Source organism: Planococcus plakortidis, from assembly GCF_001687605.2.
Taxonomy (GTDB): Bacteria; Bacillota; Bacilli; order Bacillales_A; family Planococcaceae; genus Planococcus; species Planococcus plakortidis.
The window spans coordinates 2,758,822-2,781,152 of the sequence record NZ_CP016539.2; the positions used below are offsets into that span (position 1 = coordinate 2,758,822).

General features: G+C 50.1%; 28 protein-coding genes. 5 read left to right on the forward strand and 23 right to left on the reverse strand.

What is annotated here, in order from left to right:
• The first annotated feature begins 154 nt into the window (after positions 1-154).
• Both BBI15_RS13785 and BBI15_RS13790 read left to right on the forward strand, forming a co-directional pair.
• Positions 155-859, forward strand: a complete 705-nt coding sequence (locus tag BBI15_RS13785; protein WP_068870388.1) for a type 1 glutamine amidotransferase domain-containing protein — start codon at positions 155-157, stop codon at positions 857-859.
• Positions 860-915: 56 nt separating this feature from the next.
• The gene (locus BBI15_RS13790; protein ID WP_068870389.1) at positions 916-1,143 is read left to right on the forward strand and encodes a hypothetical protein; all 228 of its coding nucleotides are present in this window, start codon (positions 916-918) and stop codon (positions 1,141-1,143) included.
• 64 nt (positions 1,144-1,207) lie between these two features.
• On the opposite strand, the gene BBI15_RS13795 is transcribed toward BBI15_RS13790, so the two are convergent.
• From BBI15_RS13795 to BBI15_RS13810, 5 genes are all read right to left on the reverse strand, one after another.
• Entirely contained in the window at positions 1,208-2,380 is a 1,173-nt protein-coding gene (locus tag BBI15_RS13795; protein WP_068870391.1) for a S1C family serine protease, read from the reverse strand.
• Between the two features lie 174 nt (positions 2,381-2,554).
• On the reverse strand, positions 2,555-3,526 hold the full coding sequence (locus BBI15_RS13800) for an ATP-binding protein (RefSeq protein ID WP_335645686.1): 972 nt from the start codon (positions 3,524-3,526) through the stop codon (positions 2,555-2,557).
• Positions 3,511-3,969 carry a hypothetical protein gene (locus tag BBI15_RS16790; RefSeq protein ID WP_335645687.1) on the reverse strand — a complete coding sequence of 153 codons (459 nt, stop codon included), beginning with the start codon at positions 3,967-3,969 and terminating at the stop codon, positions 3,511-3,513. Before BBI15_RS16790 ends, BBI15_RS13800 begins: the two co-directional genes overlap by 16 nt.
• Positions 3,950-4,630: a response regulator transcription factor gene (locus BBI15_RS13805; RefSeq protein WP_068870393.1), complete on the reverse strand. Its 681-nt coding sequence runs from the start codon at positions 4,628-4,630 to the stop codon at positions 3,950-3,952. Before BBI15_RS13805 ends, BBI15_RS16790 begins: the two co-directional genes overlap by 20 nt.
• 78 nt (positions 4,631-4,708) lie before the next feature.
• On the reverse strand, positions 4,709-5,722 hold the full coding sequence (locus BBI15_RS13810; protein ID WP_068870394.1) for a GTPase: 1,014 nt from the start codon (positions 5,720-5,722) through the stop codon (positions 4,709-4,711).
• A 147-nt stretch (positions 5,723-5,869) separates the two neighbouring features.
• Here BBI15_RS13810 and BBI15_RS13815 point away from each other — a divergent pair, with 147 nt between their 5' ends.
• Positions 5,870-6,196, forward strand: a complete 327-nt coding sequence (locus tag BBI15_RS13815; RefSeq protein ID WP_068870396.1) for a CHY zinc finger protein — start codon at positions 5,870-5,872, stop codon at positions 6,194-6,196.
• 81 nt (positions 6,197-6,277) lie between these two features.
• Here BBI15_RS13815 and BBI15_RS13820 read toward each other — a convergent pair whose 3' ends face one another.
• The 6 genes from BBI15_RS13820 to msrA form a co-directional block, all read right to left on the reverse strand.
• On the reverse strand, positions 6,278-6,757 hold the full coding sequence (locus tag BBI15_RS13820) for a GNAT family N-acetyltransferase (RefSeq protein WP_068870398.1): 480 nt from the start codon (positions 6,755-6,757) through the stop codon (positions 6,278-6,280).
• A 23-nt stretch (positions 6,758-6,780) separates the two neighbouring features.
• Positions 6,781-7,608, reverse strand: a complete 828-nt coding sequence (locus BBI15_RS13825) for a metallophosphoesterase (protein WP_068870400.1) — start codon at positions 7,606-7,608, stop codon at positions 6,781-6,783.
• 159 nt (positions 7,609-7,767) lie between these two features.
• Positions 7,768-8,553 carry an ABC transporter permease gene (locus BBI15_RS13830; protein WP_068870402.1) on the reverse strand — a complete coding sequence of 262 codons (786 nt, stop codon included), beginning with the start codon at positions 8,551-8,553 and terminating at the stop codon, positions 7,768-7,770.
• Positions 8,550-9,431: an ABC transporter ATP-binding protein gene (locus BBI15_RS13835; RefSeq protein ID WP_068870404.1), complete on the reverse strand. Its 882-nt coding sequence runs from the start codon at positions 9,429-9,431 to the stop codon at positions 8,550-8,552. The genes BBI15_RS13830 and BBI15_RS13835 overlap by 4 nt, the downstream gene beginning before the upstream one ends.
• Entirely contained in the window at positions 9,428-9,619 is a 192-nt protein-coding gene (locus tag BBI15_RS13840) for a PLDc N-terminal domain-containing protein (protein WP_068872608.1), read from the reverse strand. Before BBI15_RS13840 ends, BBI15_RS13835 begins: the two co-directional genes overlap by 4 nt.
• A 117-nt stretch (positions 9,620-9,736) precedes the next feature.
• Positions 9,737-10,408 (reverse strand): peptide-methionine (S)-S-oxide reductase MsrA, encoded by a 672-nt coding sequence (msrA, locus tag BBI15_RS13845; protein ID WP_068870405.1) that lies wholly within the window; start codon positions 10,406-10,408, stop codon positions 9,737-9,739.
• A 107-nt stretch (positions 10,409-10,515) separates the two neighbouring features.
• On the opposite strand from msrA, the gene BBI15_RS13850 reads away from it, so the two are divergent.
• Entirely contained in the window at positions 10,516-11,100 is a 585-nt protein-coding gene (locus BBI15_RS13850; protein ID WP_084632913.1) for a protein-L-isoaspartate(D-aspartate) O-methyltransferase, read from the forward strand.
• Between the two features lie 35 nt (positions 11,101-11,135).
• Here BBI15_RS13850 and BBI15_RS13855 read toward each other — a convergent pair whose 3' ends face one another.
• Positions 11,136-11,621: a DUF2243 domain-containing protein gene (locus BBI15_RS13855; protein WP_068870407.1), complete on the reverse strand. Its 486-nt coding sequence runs from the start codon at positions 11,619-11,621 to the stop codon at positions 11,136-11,138.
• A gap of 157 nt (positions 11,622-11,778) precedes the next feature.
• Here BBI15_RS13855 and BBI15_RS13860 point away from each other — a divergent pair, with 157 nt between their 5' ends.
• The gene (locus tag BBI15_RS13860) at positions 11,779-12,483 is read left to right on the forward strand and encodes a Na-translocating system protein MpsC family protein (protein WP_068870409.1); all 705 of its coding nucleotides are present in this window, start codon (positions 11,779-11,781) and stop codon (positions 12,481-12,483) included.
• 390 nt (positions 12,484-12,873) lie between these two features.
• Here the strand turns inward: BBI15_RS13860 and BBI15_RS13865 are convergent, their stop codons facing one another.
• The 11 genes from BBI15_RS13865 to BBI15_RS13915 all read right to left on the reverse strand — a co-directional run bounded on the left by BBI15_RS13865 (position 12,874) and on the right by BBI15_RS13915 (position 22,323).
• Positions 12,874-13,065: a hypothetical protein gene (locus tag BBI15_RS13865; RefSeq protein ID WP_068872610.1), complete on the reverse strand. Its 192-nt coding sequence runs from the start codon at positions 13,063-13,065 to the stop codon at positions 12,874-12,876.
• A gap of 169 nt (positions 13,066-13,234) precedes the next feature.
• Entirely contained in the window at positions 13,235-13,441 is a 207-nt protein-coding gene (locus BBI15_RS13870; RefSeq protein ID WP_068870412.1) for a hypothetical protein, read from the reverse strand.
• A 36-nt stretch (positions 13,442-13,477) separates the two neighbouring features.
• Positions 13,478-15,586, reverse strand: a complete 2,109-nt coding sequence (locus BBI15_RS13875) for a type IA DNA topoisomerase (RefSeq protein WP_068870413.1) — start codon at positions 15,584-15,586, stop codon at positions 13,478-13,480.
• A gap of 509 nt (positions 15,587-16,095) precedes the next feature.
• Entirely contained in the window at positions 16,096-16,872 is a 777-nt protein-coding gene (locus BBI15_RS13880; protein WP_068870415.1) for a sulfite exporter TauE/SafE family protein, read from the reverse strand.
• 357 nt (positions 16,873-17,229) lie between these two features.
• Entirely contained in the window at positions 17,230-17,649 is a 420-nt protein-coding gene (locus tag BBI15_RS13885; RefSeq protein WP_237150949.1) for a carbonic anhydrase, read from the reverse strand.
• Between the two features lie 5 nt (positions 17,650-17,654).
• Complete coding sequence (locus BBI15_RS13890; protein WP_068870417.1) at positions 17,655-19,331, reverse strand: SulP family inorganic anion transporter; 1,677 nt, start codon at positions 19,329-19,331, stop codon at positions 17,655-17,657.
• Positions 19,332-19,532: 201 nt separating this feature from the next.
• On the reverse strand, positions 19,533-19,760 hold the full coding sequence (locus BBI15_RS13895; protein ID WP_068870419.1) for a sulfurtransferase TusA family protein: 228 nt from the start codon (positions 19,758-19,760) through the stop codon (positions 19,533-19,535).
• Between the two features lie 54 nt (positions 19,761-19,814).
• Positions 19,815-20,936 (reverse strand): MBL fold metallo-hydrolase, encoded by a 1,122-nt coding sequence (locus BBI15_RS13900; RefSeq protein WP_068870420.1) that lies wholly within the window; start codon positions 20,934-20,936, stop codon positions 19,815-19,817.
• Between the two features lie 104 nt (positions 20,937-21,040).
• Positions 21,041-21,598, reverse strand: a complete 558-nt coding sequence (locus BBI15_RS13905) for a sulfurtransferase TusA family protein (RefSeq protein ID WP_068870422.1) — start codon at positions 21,596-21,598, stop codon at positions 21,041-21,043.
• A gap of 44 nt (positions 21,599-21,642) precedes the next feature.
• Complete coding sequence (locus BBI15_RS13910; protein WP_068870424.1) at positions 21,643-21,939, reverse strand: rhodanese-like domain-containing protein; 297 nt, start codon at positions 21,937-21,939, stop codon at positions 21,643-21,645.
• Positions 21,940-21,957: 18 nt separating this feature from the next.
• Positions 21,958-22,323 carry a rhodanese-like domain-containing protein gene (locus BBI15_RS13915; RefSeq protein WP_068870426.1) on the reverse strand — a complete coding sequence of 122 codons (366 nt, stop codon included), beginning with the start codon at positions 22,321-22,323 and terminating at the stop codon, positions 21,958-21,960.
• Between the last annotated feature and the right edge of the window lie 8 nt (positions 22,324-22,331).

Here is a 22,331-nt window from a genome sequence, read left to right on the forward strand (position 1 = left end):
TCCATATGAATTAGTTCACCTCAAATTTTTACTCATATTATTTTAGCACAGCTTTACATACAGCCAAAACCGGGAACTTCCGGAAGTTTCAGGAATCCATCAAAGGGTAAATGTAAAAACAAGAGCTTTGCAAAGAAATGGAGAGGATACTCAAATGGCAAAAGTATTGGCAGTCTTATCAAGCGGCTATTCAAATGAAGAGCATAACTATGTAACCGGCTGGTGGGCAGAAGAATTATTCGAGCCCTTGGCGGAACTTGAAAAAGCGGGCCACTCGGTAGGCCTTGCTTCCATTGACGGCGGCAAACCGGTTGTGGACCCGCTGAGCCTCGATTCGGCATACGATCCGGAAGGCAAATACAAAAAACTATACGACTCAGGCATCGCAGATAAAACGACGCCAGTGGTGGATGTCAAAGCAAGCGATTACGATGCGATCATGATTGTCGGCGGGCATGGCGCAATGTTCGATTTGGCTCACGATGAAAACCTTCATGCCGTCATCAATATCGTCCATGAAACAGGCGGCATCGTTTCTGCTGTCTGCCACGGCCCCGCCCCGCTTGTCTTTACGAAAACAAAAGACGGCAAGCCTTTATTGCAAGGATTGAAAGTGACCGGCTATCCGAACGATATGGAACCGGAAGAAGTCGATGGGCTCTTGCCGTTCAGCCTGGAAGATGAAATGGCGAAAGTGGCGCAATACGACAAAGGCGAAGGGCAAGATGAACACATCGTTTGGGGCAGTGACCGCCTGCTGACTGGCCGTGACCCTGGGTCCTCGCAAGCATTCGGCCGCGAATTGGCAAAGAAGCTGTCCGAACTGGAAAAGCATCAACTCGACAAACATTTGGAGTGACGAGCCGTTCGAAGCAGCCAGTCTGAAAAAAAGCAATTACTAAAGGAGGAGATCGAATGGATAACAAAAATAACCACAATGATAAAGACAGGGAACAGGAATATATGAAAACGAGTGAGCAGGAACTGGACCGCAAGCCGCCGGCAGAAAAAGAAGGGCTTGAAGAGCCGAAGAAAACAGGCTACCCGCCGCTACAGTTAGGGTTGATCGTTTTCGCCATCGCCGTCTTGGTGATTGTCGGGTTTGCCATCGGTTTCGACTGGTTCGGCCTGTTCGGGAATTAATCGCTCCATTTATATGCACAAAACGGCAGACAGGAAATCCTGTCTGCCGTTTTTTAATGACGTGTTACATTTGTTCACTCAATTCGACCTCGAATGTTTCGAGTTCTCCATTCCGATAAGCTTTGATCGTCACAGTCCCTTGCCCTTCCACTTCCGTATAGAGATATTGGCGAAGTTCCAAAACAGAAGAGACAGCTTGGCCGTTCAATTCAACGATCGTATCTTTCGCTTCGATCCCCGCTTTATCCGCGCCGGATCCTTCCTGTACCGACTGGACGACAACGCCGTCTTCCACTTCACCCGGAAGATTCAATTCCGCATCTCTGATTTCTGCGGGTATCTGTTCCAATTCAAGCAATGCGACGCCTAGTGATGGACGGGAAACTTCCCCTTCTCCTTCAAGCTCCGAAATGATTGGGATCGCGGAATTGATCGGAATGGCGAGCCCGATGCCTTCCACTGCATCCTGGGCGATTTTCATCGAATTGATGCCAATGACTTGGCCCTGTGCATTCAATAATGCGCCGCCGCTGTTCCCGGGATTGATCGCGGCATCGGTTTGGAGCACTTCTGACTGCCAGTCTTCCTGGCCGTCCTTATTGATATCGATCGGGATCGCTCGTTCCGTCCCCGAAATGACGCCTGTCGTCACCGACCCGGAAAACTGGAGGCCGAGCGGGTTGCCGATCGCAATCACCGGTTCCCCTGATTTCAACACAGAGGAATCGCCGAACTCTGCGACTGTTTCAATCTGTGCTCCAGGGATTTTCAGGACAGCAAGGTCGGTCCAGACATCTGAACCGAGCACTTCCGCTTTGAGCTCTTCGCCATTCGCCAAGGTCACGACGACTTGTTCAGCGCCTTCCACTACGTGATGGTTCGTGACCACGAATGCATCGTCCCCTTGTTTTTTATAGATGACGCCGGAGCCTGCCCCTGCTTCTTGTGTAGACGTTTGCGCAAACGGGTTATTGCCTGCTTGCAAGTTGGAAACCCCAACCACTGCATCCGCCGTCGCGTCAACGGTTTCTGTGACGTCTGTTGTGACAACCGCCGATTCGCTTTGCAGCTCACTCGTTTGGACACCGGCAGTGGCAGATTCTGTTTGTCCCATGTCAGTCCCGGTGACCATCGTGCCCACCAGCAACGCACCTGCCAATACGCCCCCGAAACTGGAAGCCATATAGCGTTTCCACGGATTTTTCGGGTTTTGCCGAGGTGTATTATAGTAGCCCATTAGTTTTCCATCCCCTTTTACGATTGTTTGTCGTTTGCCTTGTGGCTTTCGATATCCTTATCATACAAAGCACATATGAAAAAATTATGACCAAATATGCAATAGAAATGTAAATTTTTGCGGGGATAAAAAGCAAGAAAAGCCTGCCGGGATAACCGGCAGGCTTTCGACGTACTAGTGATTATTCGCGTGTTTGCGGGGCAGGCGGATCGTGAATTTCGTTCCTTTTCCTTTTTCACTTTCGACTGAGATTTCCCCGTCGTGCAAATTGACCAATTGGCGGACGATGGAAAGGCCCAGGCCGAACTGTCCGCTTCCGCGCGACATATCCGCTTTGTAGAAGCGGCGCCAAATCATCTCCAGTTCATCGACTTCGATGCCGTTTCCCGTATCTTCCACTTCCAATACGGACGCTCCGCCTTCCGCGCGGGCGCGCAAGTAAATCTCGCCGTTTTCGGTGAATTGGATGCTGTTTTTGACGATATTCACCAGGATTTGAATCAAGCGGTCCATGTCCCCATAGATCATCTCGCCCGGCTCGGCCTCGATCAGCAAGCGATCGCCTTTTTCGGATGCCTGCAATTGCAGCTGCTCCTGGATGATCTCCAGCAGTTCAGCCGCTTCGATTTCTTCTTTCATGAGCGTCACTTGATTCGACCGGATTTTCTCATAATCCAGGTTTTCATTGACGAGGCGCATAAGCCGCTTCGTCTCATCGCTCACCAGGCGGATGCCCTTTTCGCGCTGCTCTTCCTCAATCATGCCGCTCTTCAAGCCTTCGATAATGCCGGCGATCGTCGTAAGCGGCGTCCTCATCTCATGCGAGACATCCGCCATGAAACGCCGCCTGCGGTTTTCGAGCTGCTCGATTTCTTCGTTGGAGCGCTGCAATTTATCTGCCATGACATTGAAGTCATGGGCCAAATCCCCAAACTCGTCAAAATTCGATTCCGGCAAATTGACTTGGTAATGCCCTTCGCTGATCATCGACGTCGCTTTTCTCATGCGCTGCAGGCGCGTCACGTGAATTTTCGCCAGCAACAGGCTGAGCAATAATGCGAACGGCAAGGAAATGGCGATCACGGCGACGAGTGTCCGGTTCAATTCCGTCACCATTTCCCGGATTCCGCTCACAGGGGAAGCCAATAACACCCCCCTGCAAGCGTGCTGCGCTCGACATACGGCAGCGCGACGAACGTCATCGACCGCTCAAAGCGTTCGACGTCCCGATAGACGACCAAAGTTTCACCGCGTTCGATGACATTCCATTCTTCTGGCGTCAGTTCGACGGACGGAAAATTGCCGTTGATCGGATACAGGATCCGGCTTTGCTGGTCGAAGACGATGAAATTGATGTTCTGGGCTTCAAGCACCGTGACGTAGGATTGCAGATCCGTCCCCGGCCGCGCCTGTTCGAGTTCCTGGAGAATCTGCTCCCCGTAGCGCTCGAGCTCCTCCGCCTTGTCCGAATACGCCACCCGCTCACCGTAGAAAATGAACAGCGTGCTTAGAATGGCCACCGCAAACACAAGGACGCCCATATGGCTTGCGATCAATTGATAGAAATACTTAACCCGCAAGTTCTTCAAATTTATAACCCACTCCCCAAACCGTATGGAAGAGCTGGTCTCCTTCCGGAATTTTTTTGCGCAGCCGCTTTATGTGGACATCTACGGTGCGTTCATCACCGTAGAATTGGTAGCCCCATACTTGCTCGAGCAATTGCTCCCGGCTGAACACTTGCTTCGGATGCTGCAGGAAAAAGACCAGCAGATCGAATTCCTTCGGCGTTAGATTGTCGATTGCCTGGCCGTCTTTCACGACTTCGCGCGTTTCTTTCCTGACATGGAAATGGGACGTGCGAATGCCGTCTTCGGCCGCCTCCCCTTTTCGTGCCCTCCTGGTCACCGCCTTGATGCGCGCCATCAGAGTCAGTGGGCTGAAAGGCTTCGTCACATAATCATCGGCTCCCATTTCAAATCCGATCACCTGGTCGGATTCACTGTCCTTTGCTGTCAGCATGATGATGGGCACTTCGCTTTTTGTCTCGCGGATTTTCCGGCATAAGGCGATGCCGTCCATTCCCGGAAGCATCCAATCGAGGATCAGCAAGTCGTAATCCCCTTCCTGGAATTTGCGGTAGCCTTCCAGACCGTCACCAGCGAAGTCACCTTCGAGCCCTTCTTTTGAAAAAAACAATTCCAGCATCGAACTGACACTCGGGTTGTCTTCCACGACCAAGATTTTCATGATTCCACCTCCCTATTTCCGGTTCAATCTAAGCTCCACACCAAAAAGCCGCCCTGAAAACGGGGCGGCCACGTGGTTTTAAGCATTTTTTTCCCGCTTTTTCAACTTTTCATAGAGGCTGCCGATCATTTCATAATCGATGGCGATATTGTTTTCATACGCATACTTCACTCCGTAACCGAGCGCCAGCGTCATGGAGCTCGCCACAGTCCCGCCGATGACCGATCCCGCCCCCGGCACAAACTTCAGGGCCTGGCGGTAGAGGGTATGGCCGATCGTCTGCGTAGCGGTGATGACGATCATGTCTTTCGCCGCCTTTTTCGTCAATGGTTTATCATACAGATTCGATAATTTGACGATGAGCCCGACCTGCAGCGTCGTCAGCGGCAATACGTCCGATCCCGGAATCGGTGATGCGCCGATGATGCCCGCTGAGACCCCTGCCCCCACGATCCAGCGCGTAGCGGCAGACGATTTCTCTTTCATGCTTTTGGCGAAGAGCAGGTCTTTCCCCTTCTTTTCCAGCAACAGCAAGATTTCCTTCTTCAGGAGATCCAGGTTCTCTCCCGTTTTCGAGGAAACCGGAATCACTTTGTATTTATTTTTCGTATGCCCTTTGATGAACTTGATGATCGATGGGATATCTTCGGCCGCATCGATTTTATTCAGGACGATGAGGATGTCTTTATTATGCTTTTCGATTTCGGAGAATTTTTGCTTTTCGCTATCTGAAAAGACCGTCCCGGCAGCATTCAGGAAAAACAGCACAACATCCGATTGCTGGACGAACTCCAAGGTCTTTTTCGGGTTCTCATCATTCGGGTCATTGAGCCCCGGTGTATCCATGAACTTGATGTTCTCCAAGCCACGGATGTTATAAGGGTCTACGCTTACCGTTTCGCCAGGCATCGGATTGGTGCTGGCAATGTCTTCACCGATGATTTTATTCACCGTTGTCGATTTCCCGGCATTGACTTCGCCGATCAATGAGATCAGCAAATCCTGCTCGAGCGTATCGCTCACTTTTTTCATCTCATCTTCAAACACTTTATCCATTGCACGCATGACTTCATCTTCGAATTCCTTAACCATTGGCCCGTCTCCTCCTTCAAGGTACTTATCCCTATTATAAAGGCTTCCGGCGTTCGCGACCATTTTCAGCCATCATCCCGTACTCGCCAGCAACCCCGATACGTAGTAGCATGAAAGAAATACCTGAATTCAAAAGGAGTGCCTATCATGAGCGAACGCCCACATGTCACCGGGCTTGATGTCGATCCTGAAACCCGCTGTCGCCATTACCATTCGGAATTCGACCGCATCGCCATCCGCTTCCATTGCTGCGGAGAATATTTTCCATGTTTTCAATGCCATGAGGCAGTCGGCTGCAACAATAAATCCGTCTGGCCGAAAGAGCAGTTCAACGAAAAAGCGGTTTTATGCGGCGCATGCGGCAACGAACTATCCATCCGCGATTATCTCGATTGCGCTTCTTCCTGCCCGCATTGCGCCGCTCCCTTCAACCCTGGGTGCAGCCTCCACAAGCACCTGTATTTTGAAGTTTGAACCAACGCCCAATATGTCTCTTCACAATTAAAACTGCCCGGAAAGCTGGATGCACCAGTTTTCCGGACAGTTCTGAGGTGTTTATTTCACTTTCAGGCACATGGCGAATTGCTCGCCTTTTTTGCCCATCACTCTTCTGCCGGTATCTTCGAATCCGGCTTTTCGATAGAGCTTCTGTGCAGCGATATTGCGCGCATTGACGCCAAGCACGACTTCGTCAAAAGCTTCGAATTCTTTTTGCAAAAAAGCGGGCAAGGCTTCGAGAGAGCCGGTTGCGATGCCGCGCCCTTGATATTTCGGGTTGACGGAATATCCGCGCAAAAGCAAGGCTTTCGGGTTATCGGAATAGCGTTTCCGATCCTCCGATTCATCCAGCTCGAAAAATCCGGCCACTTCGCCGCGCGCGCGGATGACGATCAGATGCTTTTCGGGATTTCCCGCATCCCGCTTGATGAGCTCCTGTGGCATCATGGTGAATTCCTGCTGTTCCGCTGGAAGATTGTAGGAAACATCCGTTCTTTTCGTATAGCAATGCAAGGTCACTTCACTTTTTCTAATCACGGCAATCGGTCCCCCTAAACTCTTTATTCATTCTCTAACGTAACGACCACGACTTCGGGCAAATTGAAAACACGCAACGGAAATCCGCTGTTTCCAAGGCCACGGCTCAGGACAAGCTGTGTATCGCCCGATTCGAAGACGCCTTCTGTCATGCTTGGGAACCAGCCTTGCCCCGGAGCGATCAAGCCGCCAAGCCCTGGAATGCGGATTTGGCCGCCGTGTGCATGGCCTGCGAAAACGACATCGATCCCTTCACTGGCGTAAGTCTCCAATTGTTCGGGCCGGTGGGCAAGCAGCAAGGTAAATGCGTCATTTAGGCCGGCTTCTGCGATGCTATTGCGCGTAAACTCCTCTTCGTGAAGGTATATGTCCATCAACGGGTCGTCAATTCCCCCAATTTGTATTGCTTCCCCGTCCTCTTCCCACATGAGCGAACGATTGCGCAGCACTTCTACACCGCGTTCTTCCAAGGCGGGAACGATTTCATCTTCCAGCCGGTTCGACGACACTTCATGGTTGCCGATGACATAATACACATCACTCATCTCCACCAGCCCGTCGACAGCTGCCAAACTTTTCTCCAGATCGTAGCGGTCGCTGTCGATCAAATCCCCAGTGATGAATATGGCGTCCGGATTCGCCGCTTCCACTTTATCCAATAGGGATCGCTGCCGGTTCCCGAACTCGGCGTTGTGAAGGTCCGATACTTGGACAATGCGCTTGCCGGCAAACGCATCCGGCACTTTTTCCGATTGGACCGAATACTCGGTCGTGACAATCCAGTTATTATTGACCCAGGCAAACCCCACTAGGAGCAATGCCACAAAAAGCAAGGCGATCAGTTTCTTCATATCCTATTCCTCAATTCATTAGTATGGCCCGCGCTTCCGTTATGCGCTGTGCACGGGTCCTGGTTTGGCAGCCCGTTCTTCCGTGGTGTCGCCAAATCCTGTTCTTATTCTACCAGCATTCGCCCAAAAGAAAAGCAATCAGCTGACGGCTGATTGCTTTTATACTTTCGTTTTCGCACGGTTTCTTTTCGATAGCCAAATGCCCAGTGCAGCAAGGGCGATCAGGCATACAAGCGAAAGGGCGATGGTCCAGGTCAGCGCTGCCCTATCCGGCCCGATATCCAGAAAGGACGCTGCATAATTCGGAAGCTTCAACGGCGACCACTCCCAGCGGCTGCCGAAAAGGCTATCGACGAGCTGTAAAATAAGCATTGCAGCAAGCGTCAAAGCAGCTGCCAAGCCTGCATTCGGCATCGCTGCGCTTGCGAATAAAATAAAGGTAACGACCAGCAGCATCCATAAGCTATAAGTTGCCGCAAATGCCAGGAACTCCCCGAACGGCACCGCTGAGAACAGCACTGCCGTGTAGTAATAAGCCGCCAAAAAACCGGCCCAGACGCTGATCATGGCCACGAGGGAAGCCATCAGCCATTTGCTTAGAAAATAAGATGTAAACGACAAAGGCCGCACGTATAAAAGCGTCGCTGTCCCGTTTCTGCGTTCGCCGGCAATGCTCCCCATATAAGCGAGTACGAGGACCAGCATGCCGATCAGCTGAAATTGCCCCATGGCCGCTACCAGCAATTGTTCAGGCTCAGGGTCTGGCAATTCGATGACGGCTCCATCAGGCAAACCTCCTGCAGCATCCAGGATCTGGGGCAAATAATAATTCGATAAAGGCTCTGTGACGCCCAGCAGGATAAAGACGACGGGAATCCAGAAAATCTTATAATTGCGCAGGTTCTCACGCCATTCCTTCAATAGCAATGTCGAAAATTGTTTCATTTTTCTGCCACCACCTTCAGGAAAATGTCTTCCAGGCTGGCAGTTTCTTGCTCGACCCCGACTACAGGCAAGCTTTTCACCGATAAGTAACGGAACACATCCTGCATGATCGGCCCTTCGGCTTTTACAGGCACGATAGCCGCTGCCCCTTTAACAGCAGCCGGCCACGGAGCTTCGCGAACAAACCTTTCCGCAGCGTTAGTGTTTTCGAAGCGGATCCGGATTTGGGGGTCTGCATAACGGCTGCGCACTTGGTCAAGGGAACCGTGTTCCACCAGCCGCCCATTCTGCAAAAACAATAATTGGTCTGTCATTTCTTCGGCATCGTTCAAGATATGGGTGGAATAAAGAATCGTCGTTTGCCCGAGCAGCGATTTCAACAGCTCCATCACTTCCCTCCGCCCAGTCGGGTCCAAGGAAGAGATCGGCTCATCCAATAGCAATAAGCTGGGCTGGTGAACCATCGCTTGCGCCAGTCCGAGCCGCTGTTTCATGCCTCCCGAAAAACCGCCGATTTTCTTATCGGCCACTTGAGCTAGGCCGACAAACCCAAGCGTCCGTTCCGCTTGCTGGCGGGCCTTTCGGGGATCGACTCCACTTAACTTAGCCGCCATCTCGGTAAACTCCATGGCAGTCAGCCACGGAAAGAAACGCGGGTATTGAGGCAAAAAGCCGATCGATAAGTTTTTCTTGCGCTGAATTTCCCCGCCCGTCGCTTCAAGCAGCCCGGCAAGCATCGACAGCGTGGTGGTCTTCCCGGCACCGTTCGGCCCGATCAATGCCGTCGCACTGCCTTCTGCAAGCTCGAATCCCAACCCATCCACTGCCTGTTCGGCGCCAAAGCGTTTCGATAAAGACCTGACTTCCAATATGTTCAATAATTCCGCCTCCCTAAGACAAAATATAGTATCGGGCCGATAATATTCAGCAAGATGATGATCGCTGCCCACATCCATTTCGGGCCGTTCGGATTCGGGTTTCTGATCAAATCCACTAAAGCGAAAATCATCAAGGCAATCTGCAAAATCAAAATGGGCAGCACCAACAGAATTGTGCGTTCGTCCATCATGTCCATGTACCCCCTGTCTCTTTTTCTCTATATTCATTTCGTTACGTCTGCCCGCTCTCCCTGCATCTGCATAAAAAAAGGGCCGCGATGAGCGGCCTTTCCGGATTTGCTGAATCACCATTTCAGCTGGAGCAACACTTGCCGAAGAGCATCCCGGCGTTCCTCGGCAATCGGCCATGTGTTGATTTCATCAAGCAATTGCTGACGGCTGCCGAAACCTTTGACGAACCCGTTCAGCCGCGCGGCAAAAGTCGATTGCGTCAATAGTGCCGTATCGGGATAAAGTTCCGCCAATTGTCCAAGCGCTTTCGGATAGCGCTTCAAATAATACTTCTGATGGCGCTCCTCCGCTTCCGTAAAGCCAGCGAACGGCCTAATCTCCGTTTCGACCGGCTCATCCAGTTCCACCTCTTTATCTCTTTTCACGCTTTCGATGATACGCTTTTGCTCATCGGTTTCCCAGAAAATCAATGAAATGTATTGACGCCCTTTATAGGCATCGCGATTCGGGTAATGGCTTCGCCAAAATTCACTTACAATCTCTTCGAAGGAAATCCGTCCGGGATCGAATTCCACTTGTATGGTTTCCGTATGGTCGCCCATTTCCCGGTACGTAGGGGTCTCGGATGTTCCCCCGGCATAGCCGGTACGTGTGCGGACCACGCCAGGCAATGAACCGAACTGTGCATCGGGTCCCCAAAAGCAACCCATGCCAAACGTAGCAAGTTCAAGGTTTCTCCTATCCGGCAACTCCTGTTCAAGCGTTGACATCGCTATTTGCTTCATAAATGAATCCTCTCCTTAAGCGTCGGGCTTTGTACTCCGGGCCGTTTTTACTTATGATAGTAGCAAGAAACCCACAAGACAAATCGAATGAAAGCAGGTGCATTTGCATGCCTGGACGTAAACGGGACATCATCGCTTATTTCCATTCACTTGACCGCCGTTCGTTTATGGATCGCCCCCAACAAGATGCCGAGCTCGATGAAGCGTTGCCGATCGGATATGGCCAGACGATTTCACAGCCTTCACTTGTTTTGGAGATGACGATTGCTTTAGGTCTTGAAGAACGACACAAAGTACTTGAGATCGGCACAGGGTCCGGCTTCCAGACTGCGCTTCTGGCGGCCTTTTCCAACGAGGTCTACACAATCGAAAAAATCCCACAGCTATACGAAAGTGCCAAAACCCGGCTTGAAGCGAAAGGATTCAAGAATATCCACTTCCTGTTGGGTGATGGCAGCCTAGGCTGGCCTGAGTACGCACCGTACGACCGGATTACCGTTACCGCTGCCGCATCCGATATTCCGAAGGAGCTAGTGGATCAATTATCCCCAGGCGGCCGCATGATCATCCCCGTGGGCCATCGCTACAGCCAAGATCTGCTCGCCGTCGATAAATCGAGTGACGGAAACATAGAGAAAACAGTACTCGAAGCTGTCCGCTTTGTTCCACTAAAGGGCAAATACGAGAATTAAAAAGGGCAGATTGGGGCATATAGAGAAGAGAGGGATCAAGCGGCATCTTTTGAAGCATTGCGCAAAACAGACCACCCGAGCAAAAAGAGGAAAGCGGCTGTCCCGAGCCATAGCGACTCATAGAAAATCAACTCTCCAGTCGCCCTGATGGTGTGAAGGCCCAGCAATAGGCGGAATACGAGGCTGTCGAATAGTAGCAGCACCCCGCCCCCGATCAAGGCGCTTCCGAAAAAGCGCGCTGGCCAGAAAGCTTTTCGCCTGGCCAGGTCGACAGCGACCCACAGCGACAGCACAGTCAGCCCCCAACCGATTACTTGATAAATGCCTTCACCGGTCAAAATCGCTTGCGGGCCGTTGCCTTCGTAAAAATGATGCCATTGCAAGAAGAAATGAAAAATGCTTTGCTCAATGACCGAAAACATGCCCGCACCAAACAATAAGCCAGCCCAGAAATTTCGGGCGGTGTGGACGCGCCGGTTTCTTGATGTCGTTAGGTCGGTCTTGCGTTCAGCTGCTACCATTCGAACCACCCCTTTTTGAATGCCGCCCGCATCCTTTTTCCATTTATACCCGCTCCGCCAATTGCTTAACCGTGGCGGCTAGTTGAGCCCTTCAGGTGTATAGGTCCCTACTCATTCATTCGTTGCATCCAGCATATCGACCAAGGAGGCGAACCAGTTGCAGAATTCCAAAACCATGCAAAGTGAAATCGGCGGCTATATTTCCACCCTTATCCGTGAACACTTCGGAAAAGGCCCAACTTCTGTATTTGTCATCGTGAAACCGCCATTTGTCATCGTCCATCTCCGTGGGTTCCTAAGCCCGACAGAAAAGATCCTGCTCCAGAAAAACGAGTTCAGGCGCGTAATGGAAATTCGCCACTTGCTGATTGAAGAACTGAAACCCGATATTTGTGATGCTTTCTCCCGTGCTTCCGGCGAAAAAGTGGAATCGCTCTATTCAGATTGGCATCTTGAGAACCAGACAGGCATACTCATCGGTGTCATGGAAAGCCATCACGAAGCAGTTGAATTTGACTGGCAGTCCGATGCGGCGCAAGAAGCTCTTCACGAATCAGTGGTGGAAGCAAGCCGAAAGGCTGAAAAGAAACCCGAAAGCACGAAATTATTCTGGTTGAATGACCGGACTTTATTAATCGAACGAAAGGGCTTTTTGGTTGAAATCGAGCGTGAACTGATCCGCCACGGCCTAGGCGATGAGTTGAAGCAAGTAAAGAGGCCTCTTGAAAAACGGTTGTTGCTGAAGGAAACCCAATTTCCGGACCTGCTCAACCGGGATATCCGTGAAATATTCCTTGATTGGGAATTACCGAAAGACCTCAGTTATATCCTGGTACTGCTTGAACCAACTAAACTTCCATGACATGAAATGAAAAAAGCCGCCAAGGAGGCAGCTTTTTTCCAGGCTGTCGAGAAAGGTGAGAAATTGTATTTTCCGAAGCTTATCGCTCGCTTTCCGTGGGCTCGCGTCCAAGCCTCCTCAGTCGCTTTGCGCCTTGCGGGGTCTCGGTCGTCTCGCTGATCCACAGGAAAGATAAGGTCGACCTACGGGAGACATTATCTTTGCGAAAGTAATGCGCAGCATTATTGAGCAGAAGGGTTTACGAGCGAACGCTTCTCCAAATACTTAAAAATATCATTGTATTTTTGAATGTAAAAAAACGATCCCATTCTCATTCGTAATGGATCAATAGACTTCTTCAACACTCTGGAAAAAAGCCGCCAAGGAGGCGGCTTTTTTCAATTATTCAATTCAACCGACAGTAGATTGGGCAGTCTGGCAATGGGGGCAGTGCTCGTAATCCCCTTCTGCCAAACCCTCCACATACTCTATTTTATCGGTAAATTCCCGTTGCTCTATGGGCGTTTGCAAAAAGCCGCAGCTATCCCCCGCAAACTGGCTGTGATGGATTTTTTTCGTTCGATGGTCTACAAAATAACCCATTACTGCTTCCCCCCTATAAAAAAAGCCGAAAAGACCCCCCATAATGATTGAAAGGAATCTTCCCGGCTTTGCCTCCGGCTCTATAGTCCGCGGCATTTGACCTATTTTAATTATCCATTGCATTCAACAGTTCTTATTGTACACCAACCCTCACCTAAGGGCAAAGAAATCAATCAGTATGGAAGCCTGCTTCTTGTAGAAGCTGAAGGACCTGGCTTTCTTTGATTTTCGTTTCATCCAGCTCCAGCTTGACTTCCCCATCCCCGATATCGACCAGTGCCCGTTCGATTCCGGGCTCTTTCAACAATAAATCCTCCAGTTCATGAATGGGGCGTGCGGATTTTGCTTCTTTCACGTAAATCGTCATTTTTCTCATCTTCTGCACTCCTTCCAGTATATTTCCTGGGAAATATCAAAACTTTATTTTCAATTTACCTTCTTCCAATTCAAGACTGGCATTGAACTTTTTGCCGTTTTTCGAAACGAAGCCTTTAATGACCGGTGTCTTACCTTTCGTACATAGATATTCTATATGTTTGGCGGTCAACCTTTTCTTCAGGAAGACAGCCGGGAACGATTGCTTGCAGCCATTGGCATGTTCCGTACAACCGTATGAACCTTTACGGGAGACAATCGAGCCTTTCCGGCAGCGTGGGCATATCGCAATTGCCGTTCCTTGCAAGGCCGGCATCTGGTCGGGCATGCCGTTGCTGCGCAATTGTTCGGGCACATCCTGCAAAATCTTTTCGATGAATTTGCCGATAGTGGCCAAAAACACTTCCGACGAACCTTCGCCTTTCCCGATTTTCTTCAAATAGCTTTCCCATTTTGCCGTCATCGATGGGCTCGACAGCAAATTGCCTTCAATGGCCTGGCACAGCATACGCCCTTTTTCGGTGACTGATACGACGTTTCTTTTTACCTCGATATAATTATGGCGCTTGATCGTTTCAATGATCCCGCTGCGTGTCGCTTCCGTTCCAAGCCCCTCGACTTCCTTGAGGATTTCGCTATCAGCTACATCTTCCGCAAACTTTCCGCAGGTTTTCATCATGGCGATCAATTGCCCTTCTGTATAAGGCTTTGGCGCAGTGGTCATGCCTTCAACGATGGCAATCGCTGCCGCTACTTGCTCATGGAGCGCCAATTCGGGAAGGGGCGGATCCTGTTTCGCTTCTTTGGACGTTGGAAACAGTGACTTCCAGCCTTTATCGAGTTCTGTCCGGCCGGTGGTGTGAAATTCCAACCCGTTTACATCGGTCACGACTTTCGTTTCAGCATAACGGTAATCCCGGTGGAACATGCCGAGCGTCGTGCGCATCACTTCTTCGTATAAATTCCGTTCGTCTTGCGGCAAGCCTTCGATTCTACGGGCTGTCGGCAAGCTCTTCGTCGGGATGATCGCATAGTGCTCCTGTACTTTCGAGTTGTCGACAAAACGCTTTTTCGGTGTTCTCGAAGCAATCGGAAACGGGGCATCGATGAGCTTTTGGTAACTTTCCACTTGAGCTGACAGGTAGCCGAATTCCCCCGACGTAATATGGCGCGAGTCGGTCCGTGGATAGCTGACGAGTTTTTTCTCGTAAAGCTTCTGCATGGCCGACAGCACTTTTTGCGGGCTGTATTTCCATTTCCGGTTGGCAGTTGCCTGCAGGCTCGATAAGGAATGCAAGGGCTGAGGCGGAATATGCTTTTCCGCCGTCTTTAATTCCTTGATATGGCCTTGTGCTTTGCCGGCCGTCAATTCATGGGCGGCCAAGAGCTCTTCCGCTTTTTTGCGCTCTTTCGCTTTCAGTTTCGCTTTTCCTTTATAGCTGCCTTTCGCTGCTTTGAACTTTCCTTCGATTTCATAAAACGGCTCCGGCTTGAACGCTTCGATTTCCTTTTGGCGCTGATAGATCAAAAATACGGTCGGCGTCTGCACGCGCCCGATCGCGAACACTTCGTGGATGCCGCGCTCTTGAAGCAGCAGCGAGTAAAGCCGCGACCCATTCATGCCAACGAGCCAGTCGCTGATTTGGCGTGCCCTCGCTTCTTCGTATAGGCGCAGGTCTTCCTTATTGTCGCGCAAATTGCGGAAGCCTTCGCGCACTTCATCCACTTCGAGCGAATTGATCCACAACCGCTTGATTTGTTTGCCGCGCACCCCCGTTTGCCGGTAGATGCTATAGAAAATATTCGAGCCTTCACGGTCCACGTCGCAGGCGTTGATGACGGTATCGGTTTCTTTCAGGAGTTTTTTGATGATATTAAATTGAGTTGATTTGCCCCGTGCTACTTGGAATTGATATTCATCCGGCAGAATCGGCAAGGAAGCGAGCGACCATTTGCCCCATTTCGGGTCGTAGGCTTTCGGCTCTTTCAGTTCGACGAGATGCCCGATGCCCCAGGTAATGAACGCGCCTTCCGGAAAAATCGGATTCGGTGCCACCTCCATATACCCGTCCCGCTTCACCGTCTTAAAGGCATCGCCGTACGCTTTCGCCTGGCTCGGCTTTTCGGCTACGATTACTGGTTTCATGCTGTTCTTCCTTTCCCATGCTCTTTGTTTCATTGTACTCTTTCCGCTGAAAAATCCAAATGAAAGCTTATCTGTTTTTCCTGTGGCCATGTACTTTTTTAGGTGCGAGAAATGAATATAGCCAAGGCTTGATTGTGGCAATGTTCCTGAAGTTAATGGGGGGTTCATTTAGGTAATCGCCGCCCGGCTTTGGGTTGGCCTCTTGCCATAAGCCAATGAATTGGCGAAAGGAAGTTGAGCCGATTCATTGGCGACGCATCTGCTTGCAGATGTGGGAGCAAGGGGTTCGACCTGATGCTTGAATAAAACTTTTATCTTATTGCTTCAGATCACCCTGGGCGCTGGGCGGCTTGAAGATTTCATTGGTTGGAGCTTGTCCAGGGAGATCTGCTTCTGTATTCAGTTGCCGGCTAGTGGGGGAATCACTTCCTTCGCAGACTGAAAAAACCGCTTATACTTACTTTCAAAGTGAAAAAAAGCTTCCGGCAGCTGCCGGAAGCTTTTCGTTCTTATAGTATATCGAGCCAGATTTTGATGGCTGTTCCCAAAATCAATAGCGACAGAATCCATTGCAATACTTTAGTGTTCGCTTTTTGGCCCACTTTTGCACCAAGTGGGGCTGCCAAGATACTGGCTACGATCATGACTGCAGCCGGCCCGTACAGGATCTGGTCGGTAACGATTTTACCGACCGTTGAACCGATGGATGAGATGAATGTAATCGCCAGTGAAGTCGCGATGGTCATGCGCGTTGGTATCCGCAAGACAACCAGCATGATCGGCACTAAGATGAACGCGCCTGCTGCACCGACAATCCCAGCGGCAATCCCGACGATGAACGCAAGGCCCGCGGCAATCCATTTATTGAAAGATACTTGGTCCGCGGGGATGTCATCCAAACCTTTTTTGGGGATAAACATCATGACGACTGCGATGGTCGCCAGGATGGCATAGACGATATTGATGGCAGACTCAGATAGGAGTGTCGAACCGTAACCGCCGATAAAGCTCCCGATTAGAATGGCACCGCCCATATAGGCAATGAGGGATTTATTCAAATATCCGCTGCCCCGGTATGCCCATACGCCGGCGATCGTTGCGAAAAATACTTGGATGGCACTGATGCCGGACACTTCATGTGCTGAAAATGCCGTGTACCCCAACATGACTGGAATGTACAACAACATCGGATACTTGATGATGGATCCGCCAATGCCAACCATTCCTGAAATGAAGGAACCGACAAAGCCGATCAAGAAAATAACGATCATAAAATCAATACTCATGGAAACTCACCTTTCTGAAAAAGCAGCTGCTTTTTCTTACCTCTATTTAATGTCACTTACCATTATACCCCCTGGGGTAAATTTGTGAAGTGATTTTGCTCAAAAGATGGAAACTTTACATTCCTACAATCATTTCGGAATCAACTTGAAATATGAATAAGTACTTAAAATATAAGAAATCAGCTATCTTCTCTCAAAGAAGATCTGCTGATTTCTTATATTTCAAAAGTTATAAGGGATAGATCTGCTCCAGCTCACCAGTTTCCACGTGAAAAATGCACCCTGAAATTTCCACGCCTTTCCCGTATTGCCGATAGACCGGGTGCTGCTGCAATCGCTCCACTTGGCTCAGCACATTCAGCTTTGACAGCTCGTCCAGCGTAGGCCCCCGTCGCCTGTTTTCTCAGGTAATCCTCTCCTGATATAAGCCAGCCATTTCTGCAGTTCAGGTTCTTCATTGCCTTCCCAGGCGGCTTTTACGCCTCCACAGCCTGTATGGCCTTTGACGACGAGCTTCTTGACGTTCAAATGGCGGATTGCATAGTACAAACTGGCAGAGAAGCTTTCATCTTCTTCAACGACTTGGTTGGCGATATTCCGGTGGACGAACATATGCCCAAGCGGCATCTGCATGATGACGGAGGGGCTGACGCGCGAATCACTGCATGACAGCAAGAAGTATTCAGGCGTTTGCCCTTTTTTCAATTCGTCGAAGTAGGACGGATCCTGGGCTTTGATTTTTTGGATGAACTCTTCGTTCTGCCGTTTCAGCTCCATGCTTTTCACCGCTGCCCCTCCTCCTTGATTGAAGACAAAGCATCTTCAATGCTCATGTAATGGATGCGGTCGCCGTATTTGCGTTCCCAATCTGCCCGTTTCAGTACGTCCAATACCGTATTCTTGATACCCGCAAAAACCATTTTCACTTTGCCGGATTGGCATTGCTCCATCAGGTCTTCGAGCGCATGGATTGCGACCGCATCGATGGAATTGACGCTGGAGAAGTCGAAGACGACCCATTTTGTCTCGGGCTTTTCTGCAAGCCTCTTGCAAAGCTGCTCTTCCAGGAATGTCATATTGGCGAAATAAAGTGAGGCATCCACACGGAAGATGAGAATTTCCGGATCCGTTTCGGCATCTGGATAGCGGCTTGTATTGCGGTACACATTTTCTTTCGGCAAATAGCCGAGTTCAGCTACATGTGGATAAGCGCTGCGGCGGATGAAGACGAGCAAGGAGAAGATCGCCCCGGCAATGATGCCCTGCTCGATGCCGATGAGCAATGTCGCTAAAAACGTCAATAACCATGTCAAGCCGTCAACTTTATTCACTTTGAACAAGTATTTCAGCTCTTTTGCATCGATCAGGCTATACACGGCGACCATGATGATCGCAGCCAGCACCGCATTCGGCAAGTAATAGAACAAGCCAGTGAAGAACAGCAAGGTCAGGATGATCAGCAAGGCGGTAATGATCGAAGCGAGCGGTGTGCGCGCCCCGGCCTGATAGTTTACGGCAGACCGCGAAAACCCTCCCGTTACGGGATAGCCGGCGAAAAAGGATCCCCCGACGTTGGCCAAGCCAAGCCCGACCAATTCACGGTCAGGGTCGATCTTGTATTTTTCTTTTGCCGCAATCGCCTTAGCCATCGCAATCGATTCCATATACCCGATAAATGAAATCGTCAGGGCAATCGGCAGGAGCGCGATCAAGGCATCCATCTGAAACGCCAGCAAAGACAAGGACGGCAAGCCGGCAGGCACTTCACCGACGATTTTCACCCCTAGCCCGTTCAGATTGAAGAGATAGACAGCCAAGATGCTCAACACAACGACCACCAGCGGGCCTGGTATTTTCTTGACGTATTTTTTCATGAGGATCAGCAAAATGATACTGCCCAAGCCGATAGCCAATGTCGCGGGGTTGATTTCCCCGGCGCGCCGAATCGTCTCACCGACAATCAGAAAGACGTTTTTATCAGCTTCCAGGCTGACACCGATCAAATGTTTCAATTGGCTGAGGCCGATAATGATGGCTGCTGCCGATGTAAATCCGCTGATGACTGCATGGGACAGGAAGTTGACGATGAATCCCAGCTTGAAGACGCCCAATAGCAGCTGGATCACCCCGATCATCAGCATCAGCAATAGCACAAGGGAGATGTACTCGTCCGTGCCCGGTTCCGCCAATAGCGATACACCGGATAGCACAAGCAACGAGACCATCGCCACCGGGCCGACAGCGAGCTGCCTGGAGGTCCCGAATAATGCGTAGATGATGAGCGGAATGGTGGAGGCGTAAAGCCCGATCACCGGCGGCAATCCGGCCAGCATCGCATAAGCCATCCCCTGTGGAATGAGCATGATGGCGACGATCAAACCGGCATTCAAGTCCCCGCTCAAATCCGATTTTTTATAACTGCCCAGCCACTCAAGAGCCGGAATCCATTTTTTCAACACAAAGTCCCCCTCCTATCGAATAAGCAACATTTGTATGGCATGCTTATGCAATGAAGCATGATCGCCCATCGCAAAAACCTATTCTGCAGGAGGGATACATCCGCATCTGCTCCCGCCGTTCCGGTCATTTTTGCATTGTGTCAACAATTTCAGCTAAAAAACGGTAAAAAGAAAAGGACATCATTCGATGCCCTTCACTCTTCAGCCCTTTTTGATCCAGAACTTCAGCACGTCGCCATCGACTTGCTGTTCCAAGAGCTCGTGGCCGCCTGATTTTGCCCAAGCAGTCAAATCTGCTGAAGCGCCTTTATCTGTAGCTTGGATTTCCAAGACTTGCCCGGAATCCATGTCTTTCATTTCTTTTCTTGTTTTTACGATCGGCATTGGGCAAGCCAAGCCTTTTGCGTCTAGTACTTTATCTGCGTTCATCAAAATCGCTCCTTTAGAATGTTAGTTTTTTAGATTGGTCATTTTTAATAGAAATTAACGTACAGCACAGCGGTTCGGGCCGATTTCCATCTCACGCTGCATTTCTTCTTCCGGCGTGATCTTGCCCATATTGGTTTTGCGGATATCTTCGTAAGCATTCGGCTGCGGTGGCAAGTTTTTCGTTACCATATCGCGGAATTCCTGCTCATCTTCGATATTCAAGCCGTGGTTTTCGTTGAACAAGTCGCCCAATTTTTTGGCGACGCTACCGTCTTCGTTCAACTCATCCATGATCATGAAGTGAGCCGGCAGAACAGACAATTCGTTTGCAAGCGCCTGGTAGCGGCTGTATAGGGATTCGCGCAAATCACCGACCCAGTCTTCCGCTAGTCCTGCAAGGTCCGGGCGTCCGATGGAATCGATGAACAGGATATCGCCTGTCATCAAGTATTGATTGTCTACGATAAATGAAGTCGAACCGATGGTGTGTCCTGGCGAATAGAGCGCTTCGACTTTCGAGCTGCCAACTACTGCTTCGAAGCCACCTTCAAGTGGTGTATATTCGAATACCACTTCTTCAGCATCAGCCGGCGGCAAGTAATACGTAGCGCCTGTCGCTTGTGCGATTTTGCGGCCGCCTGAGATATGGTCTGCATGAAGATGTGAATCGAATACGTGCTTGATTTGTGCGCCTTTTTCCTGCGCGAAGTTCAAGAAGACATCCGTCATGCGAGTCGCGTCAATGACTGCCGCTTCCACGCCGGAAATCGCCATGTAAGACAAGCAGCCTTTGCCGATGCGGACGAATTGGTAAAGCTCTCCGCCATCGTTCAAATCGCCGACTTTCACCGGCTCCAAGTGCTCGCTCCATGCTTTCATGCCGCCTGACAGGTAAGCCGTTTCCACGCCTTCATCTGCAAGCATATCTGCGACCATGATGGAAGATCCTTCTTTGGCACAGACAACCAAAATATCGCGGTCTTTCGGCAATTGATCGATGACTTCTTCAACGCCGTCCAATAAATCGAAATATGGGATGTTCAAGTACTGGATGTTGCCGCCTTCGATTTTCCAATCGGCGAATGCGTCGCCGTTGCGGACATCAAGGATGAACAATGGTTCGTTATCAATTACTTTGCGGGCTACTTGCGCCGCGGTCATTGCTTTTACTGACATTTATTAATTACCTCCCGGGGTATTTTTTATTTCAAAAAAAAATTAATGCCTATATTTCTCAAGCTTGCATAGAACATTCCGGCTTGGTGCCAGGACTGGCCCGATTACTCGGTTTTGCCAGTCCAATCACGCATGCCTGGTACCACATTGTACAAGTTTTTAAAGCCTTTTTTCGCCATCATATCGCCAGCAACTCCGCTTCTGCGGCCTGAATAGCAGATGATGTAAATTTCTTGGTCTTGATCCAATTCGTTCATGCGGTTTTCCACTTCACCGAGCGGAATATGCTTGACGCCAGGGATATGCGCTTCATCGTATTCTTCTTGCTCGCGAACATCCAAAATGTTCAACGAATCACCGTTTTCAACCCGTGCTTGAAAATCAGCGAGTGATACTTCAGGGATTTCAATCGTCTCTTCTACTTCATTTGCGCCGTCTTTGCGCAAATAATGAAGCAAGACGTCTCCTTCTGTTTCCGTGCCGATGTATTCGTGGCCTGAGCTCTTTGCCCATGCCTGCAAATCGGCTGTTGACCCTTTATCGGTTGCCTGGACTTCCAGCACATCGCCGGAAGCCAGGTCTTTCATCGCTTTTTTCGTCTTAACGATCGGCATTGGGCATGCAAGCCCTTTAGCGTCCAATACTTTATCTGTTTGAACCATTAATCATTTTCCTCCTTTTATAAATCAGTGCCTGCGGCTGAAGATTACTCGGTGTCGCCTTCCCAGTCCAACATCCCGCCGTCCATATTGATGACGTTATAGCCGCGGTCTTCAAGAAAGCGGGTCGCCTGTCCACTGCGGTTGCCCGAACGGCAGACCATGATATGCTCTTTTGATTTATCGATATCCTGCAAACGGAATTCCAACAAGCCTAATGGAATGTGCTCAGCTCCAGGAATTTTTCCTGCAGCGACTTCTTCCGTTTCGCGCACATCGATCAGCGATGCCTCGGGGTTGTTTTTGATGTATTCCTGAACTTCTTGTGTAGTCATGCTTTTCATGTTAAATTCCTCCTCAAATTATCCGCGGTAACTGCTCATTCCGCCTCTGATATTCACTATATTGGTAAACCCGTTTTTCTTCAATAATTGGCTCGCTCTGCTGCTGCGCATGCCGCTTTGGCAGATGACCAGCGTTTCTTTGTCCTTCGACAATTCATTTACGCGCTTTGGCAAATCATTCAATGGAATGTTCTTGAAGCCCTTAATGTGGTTAGCCTTGAACTCTGCAGGCGTCCGGACATCGATATACTGTTTGTTTTTCTTGCCGAGTGCAGGTTTCAGTTCGTCAGTGGACATCGTCTTGATTCCTTTAGTCGGGGCAGTAAAGCGGGAGATCGCGAAATAGGCAATGATCCCGACTGCAATCCAGAGCAACCATTCCATCCATACTT

Coding starts and splice junctions, on each gene's coding strand:
- msrA (WP_068870405.1), bottom strand. CDS start 10,408: ATGAAGCAAATAGCGATGTCAACGCTTGAACAGGAGTTGCCGGATAGG.
- BBI15_RS13875 (WP_068870413.1), bottom strand. CDS start 15,586: ATGAAACCAGTAATCGTAGCCGAAAAGCCGAGCCAGGCGAAAGCGTAC.
- BBI15_RS13815 (WP_068870396.1), top strand. CDS start 5,870: ATGAGCGAACGCCCACATGTCACCGGGCTTGATGTCGATCCTGAAACC.
- BBI15_RS13895 (WP_068870419.1), bottom strand. CDS start 19,760: ATGAACGCAGATAAAGTACTAGACGCAAAAGGCTTGGCTTGCCCAATG.
- BBI15_RS13910 (WP_068870424.1), bottom strand. CDS start 21,939: ATGAAAAGCATGACTACACAAGAAGTTCAGGAATACATCAAAAACAAC.
- BBI15_RS13865 (WP_068872610.1), bottom strand. CDS start 13,065: ATGGGTTATTTTGTAGACCATCGAACGAAAAAAATCCATCACAGCCAG.
- BBI15_RS13810 (WP_068870394.1), bottom strand. CDS start 5,722: ATGGTTAAGGAATTCGAAGATGAAGTCATGCGTGCAATGGATAAAGTG.
- BBI15_RS13885 (WP_237150949.1), bottom strand. CDS start 17,649: ATGGAGCTGAAACGGCAGAACGAAGAGTTCATCCAAAAAATCAAAGCC.
- BBI15_RS13790 (WP_068870389.1), top strand. CDS start 916: ATGGATAACAAAAATAACCACAATGATAAAGACAGGGAACAGGAATAT.
- BBI15_RS13915 (WP_068870426.1), bottom strand. CDS start 22,323: ATGGAATGGTTGCTCTGGATTGCAGTCGGGATCATTGCCTATTTCGCG.
- BBI15_RS13905 (WP_068870422.1), bottom strand. CDS start 21,598: ATGGTTCAAACAGATAAAGTATTGGACGCTAAAGGGCTTGCATGCCCA.
- BBI15_RS13850 (WP_084632913.1), top strand. CDS start 10,516: ATGCCTGGACGTAAACGGGACATCATCGCTTATTTCCATTCACTTGAC.
- BBI15_RS13825 (WP_068870400.1), bottom strand. CDS start 7,608: ATGAAGAAACTGATCGCCTTGCTTTTTGTGGCATTGCTCCTAGTGGGG.
- BBI15_RS13805 (WP_068870393.1), bottom strand. CDS start 4,630: ATGAAAATCTTGGTCGTGGAAGACAACCCGAGTGTCAGTTCGATGCTG.
- BBI15_RS13785 (WP_068870388.1), top strand. CDS start 155: ATGGCAAAAGTATTGGCAGTCTTATCAAGCGGCTATTCAAATGAAGAG.
- BBI15_RS13900 (WP_068870420.1), bottom strand. CDS start 20,936: ATGTCAGTAAAAGCAATGACCGCGGCGCAAGTAGCCCGCAAAGTAATT.
- BBI15_RS13855 (WP_068870407.1), bottom strand. CDS start 11,621: ATGGTAGCAGCTGAACGCAAGACCGACCTAACGACATCAAGAAACCGG.
- BBI15_RS13795 (WP_068870391.1), bottom strand. CDS start 2,380: ATGGGCTACTATAATACACCTCGGCAAAACCCGAAAAATCCGTGGAAA.
- BBI15_RS13880 (WP_068870415.1), bottom strand. CDS start 16,872: ATGAGTATTGATTTTATGATCGTTATTTTCTTGATCGGCTTTGTCGGT.
- BBI15_RS13840 (WP_068872608.1), bottom strand. CDS start 9,619: ATGGACGAACGCACAATTCTGTTGGTGCTGCCCATTTTGATTTTGCAG.
- BBI15_RS13830 (WP_068870402.1), bottom strand. CDS start 8,553: ATGAAACAATTTTCGACATTGCTATTGAAGGAATGGCGTGAGAACCTG.
- BBI15_RS13870 (WP_068870412.1), bottom strand. CDS start 13,441: ATGAGAAAAATGACGATTTACGTGAAAGAAGCAAAATCCGCACGCCCC.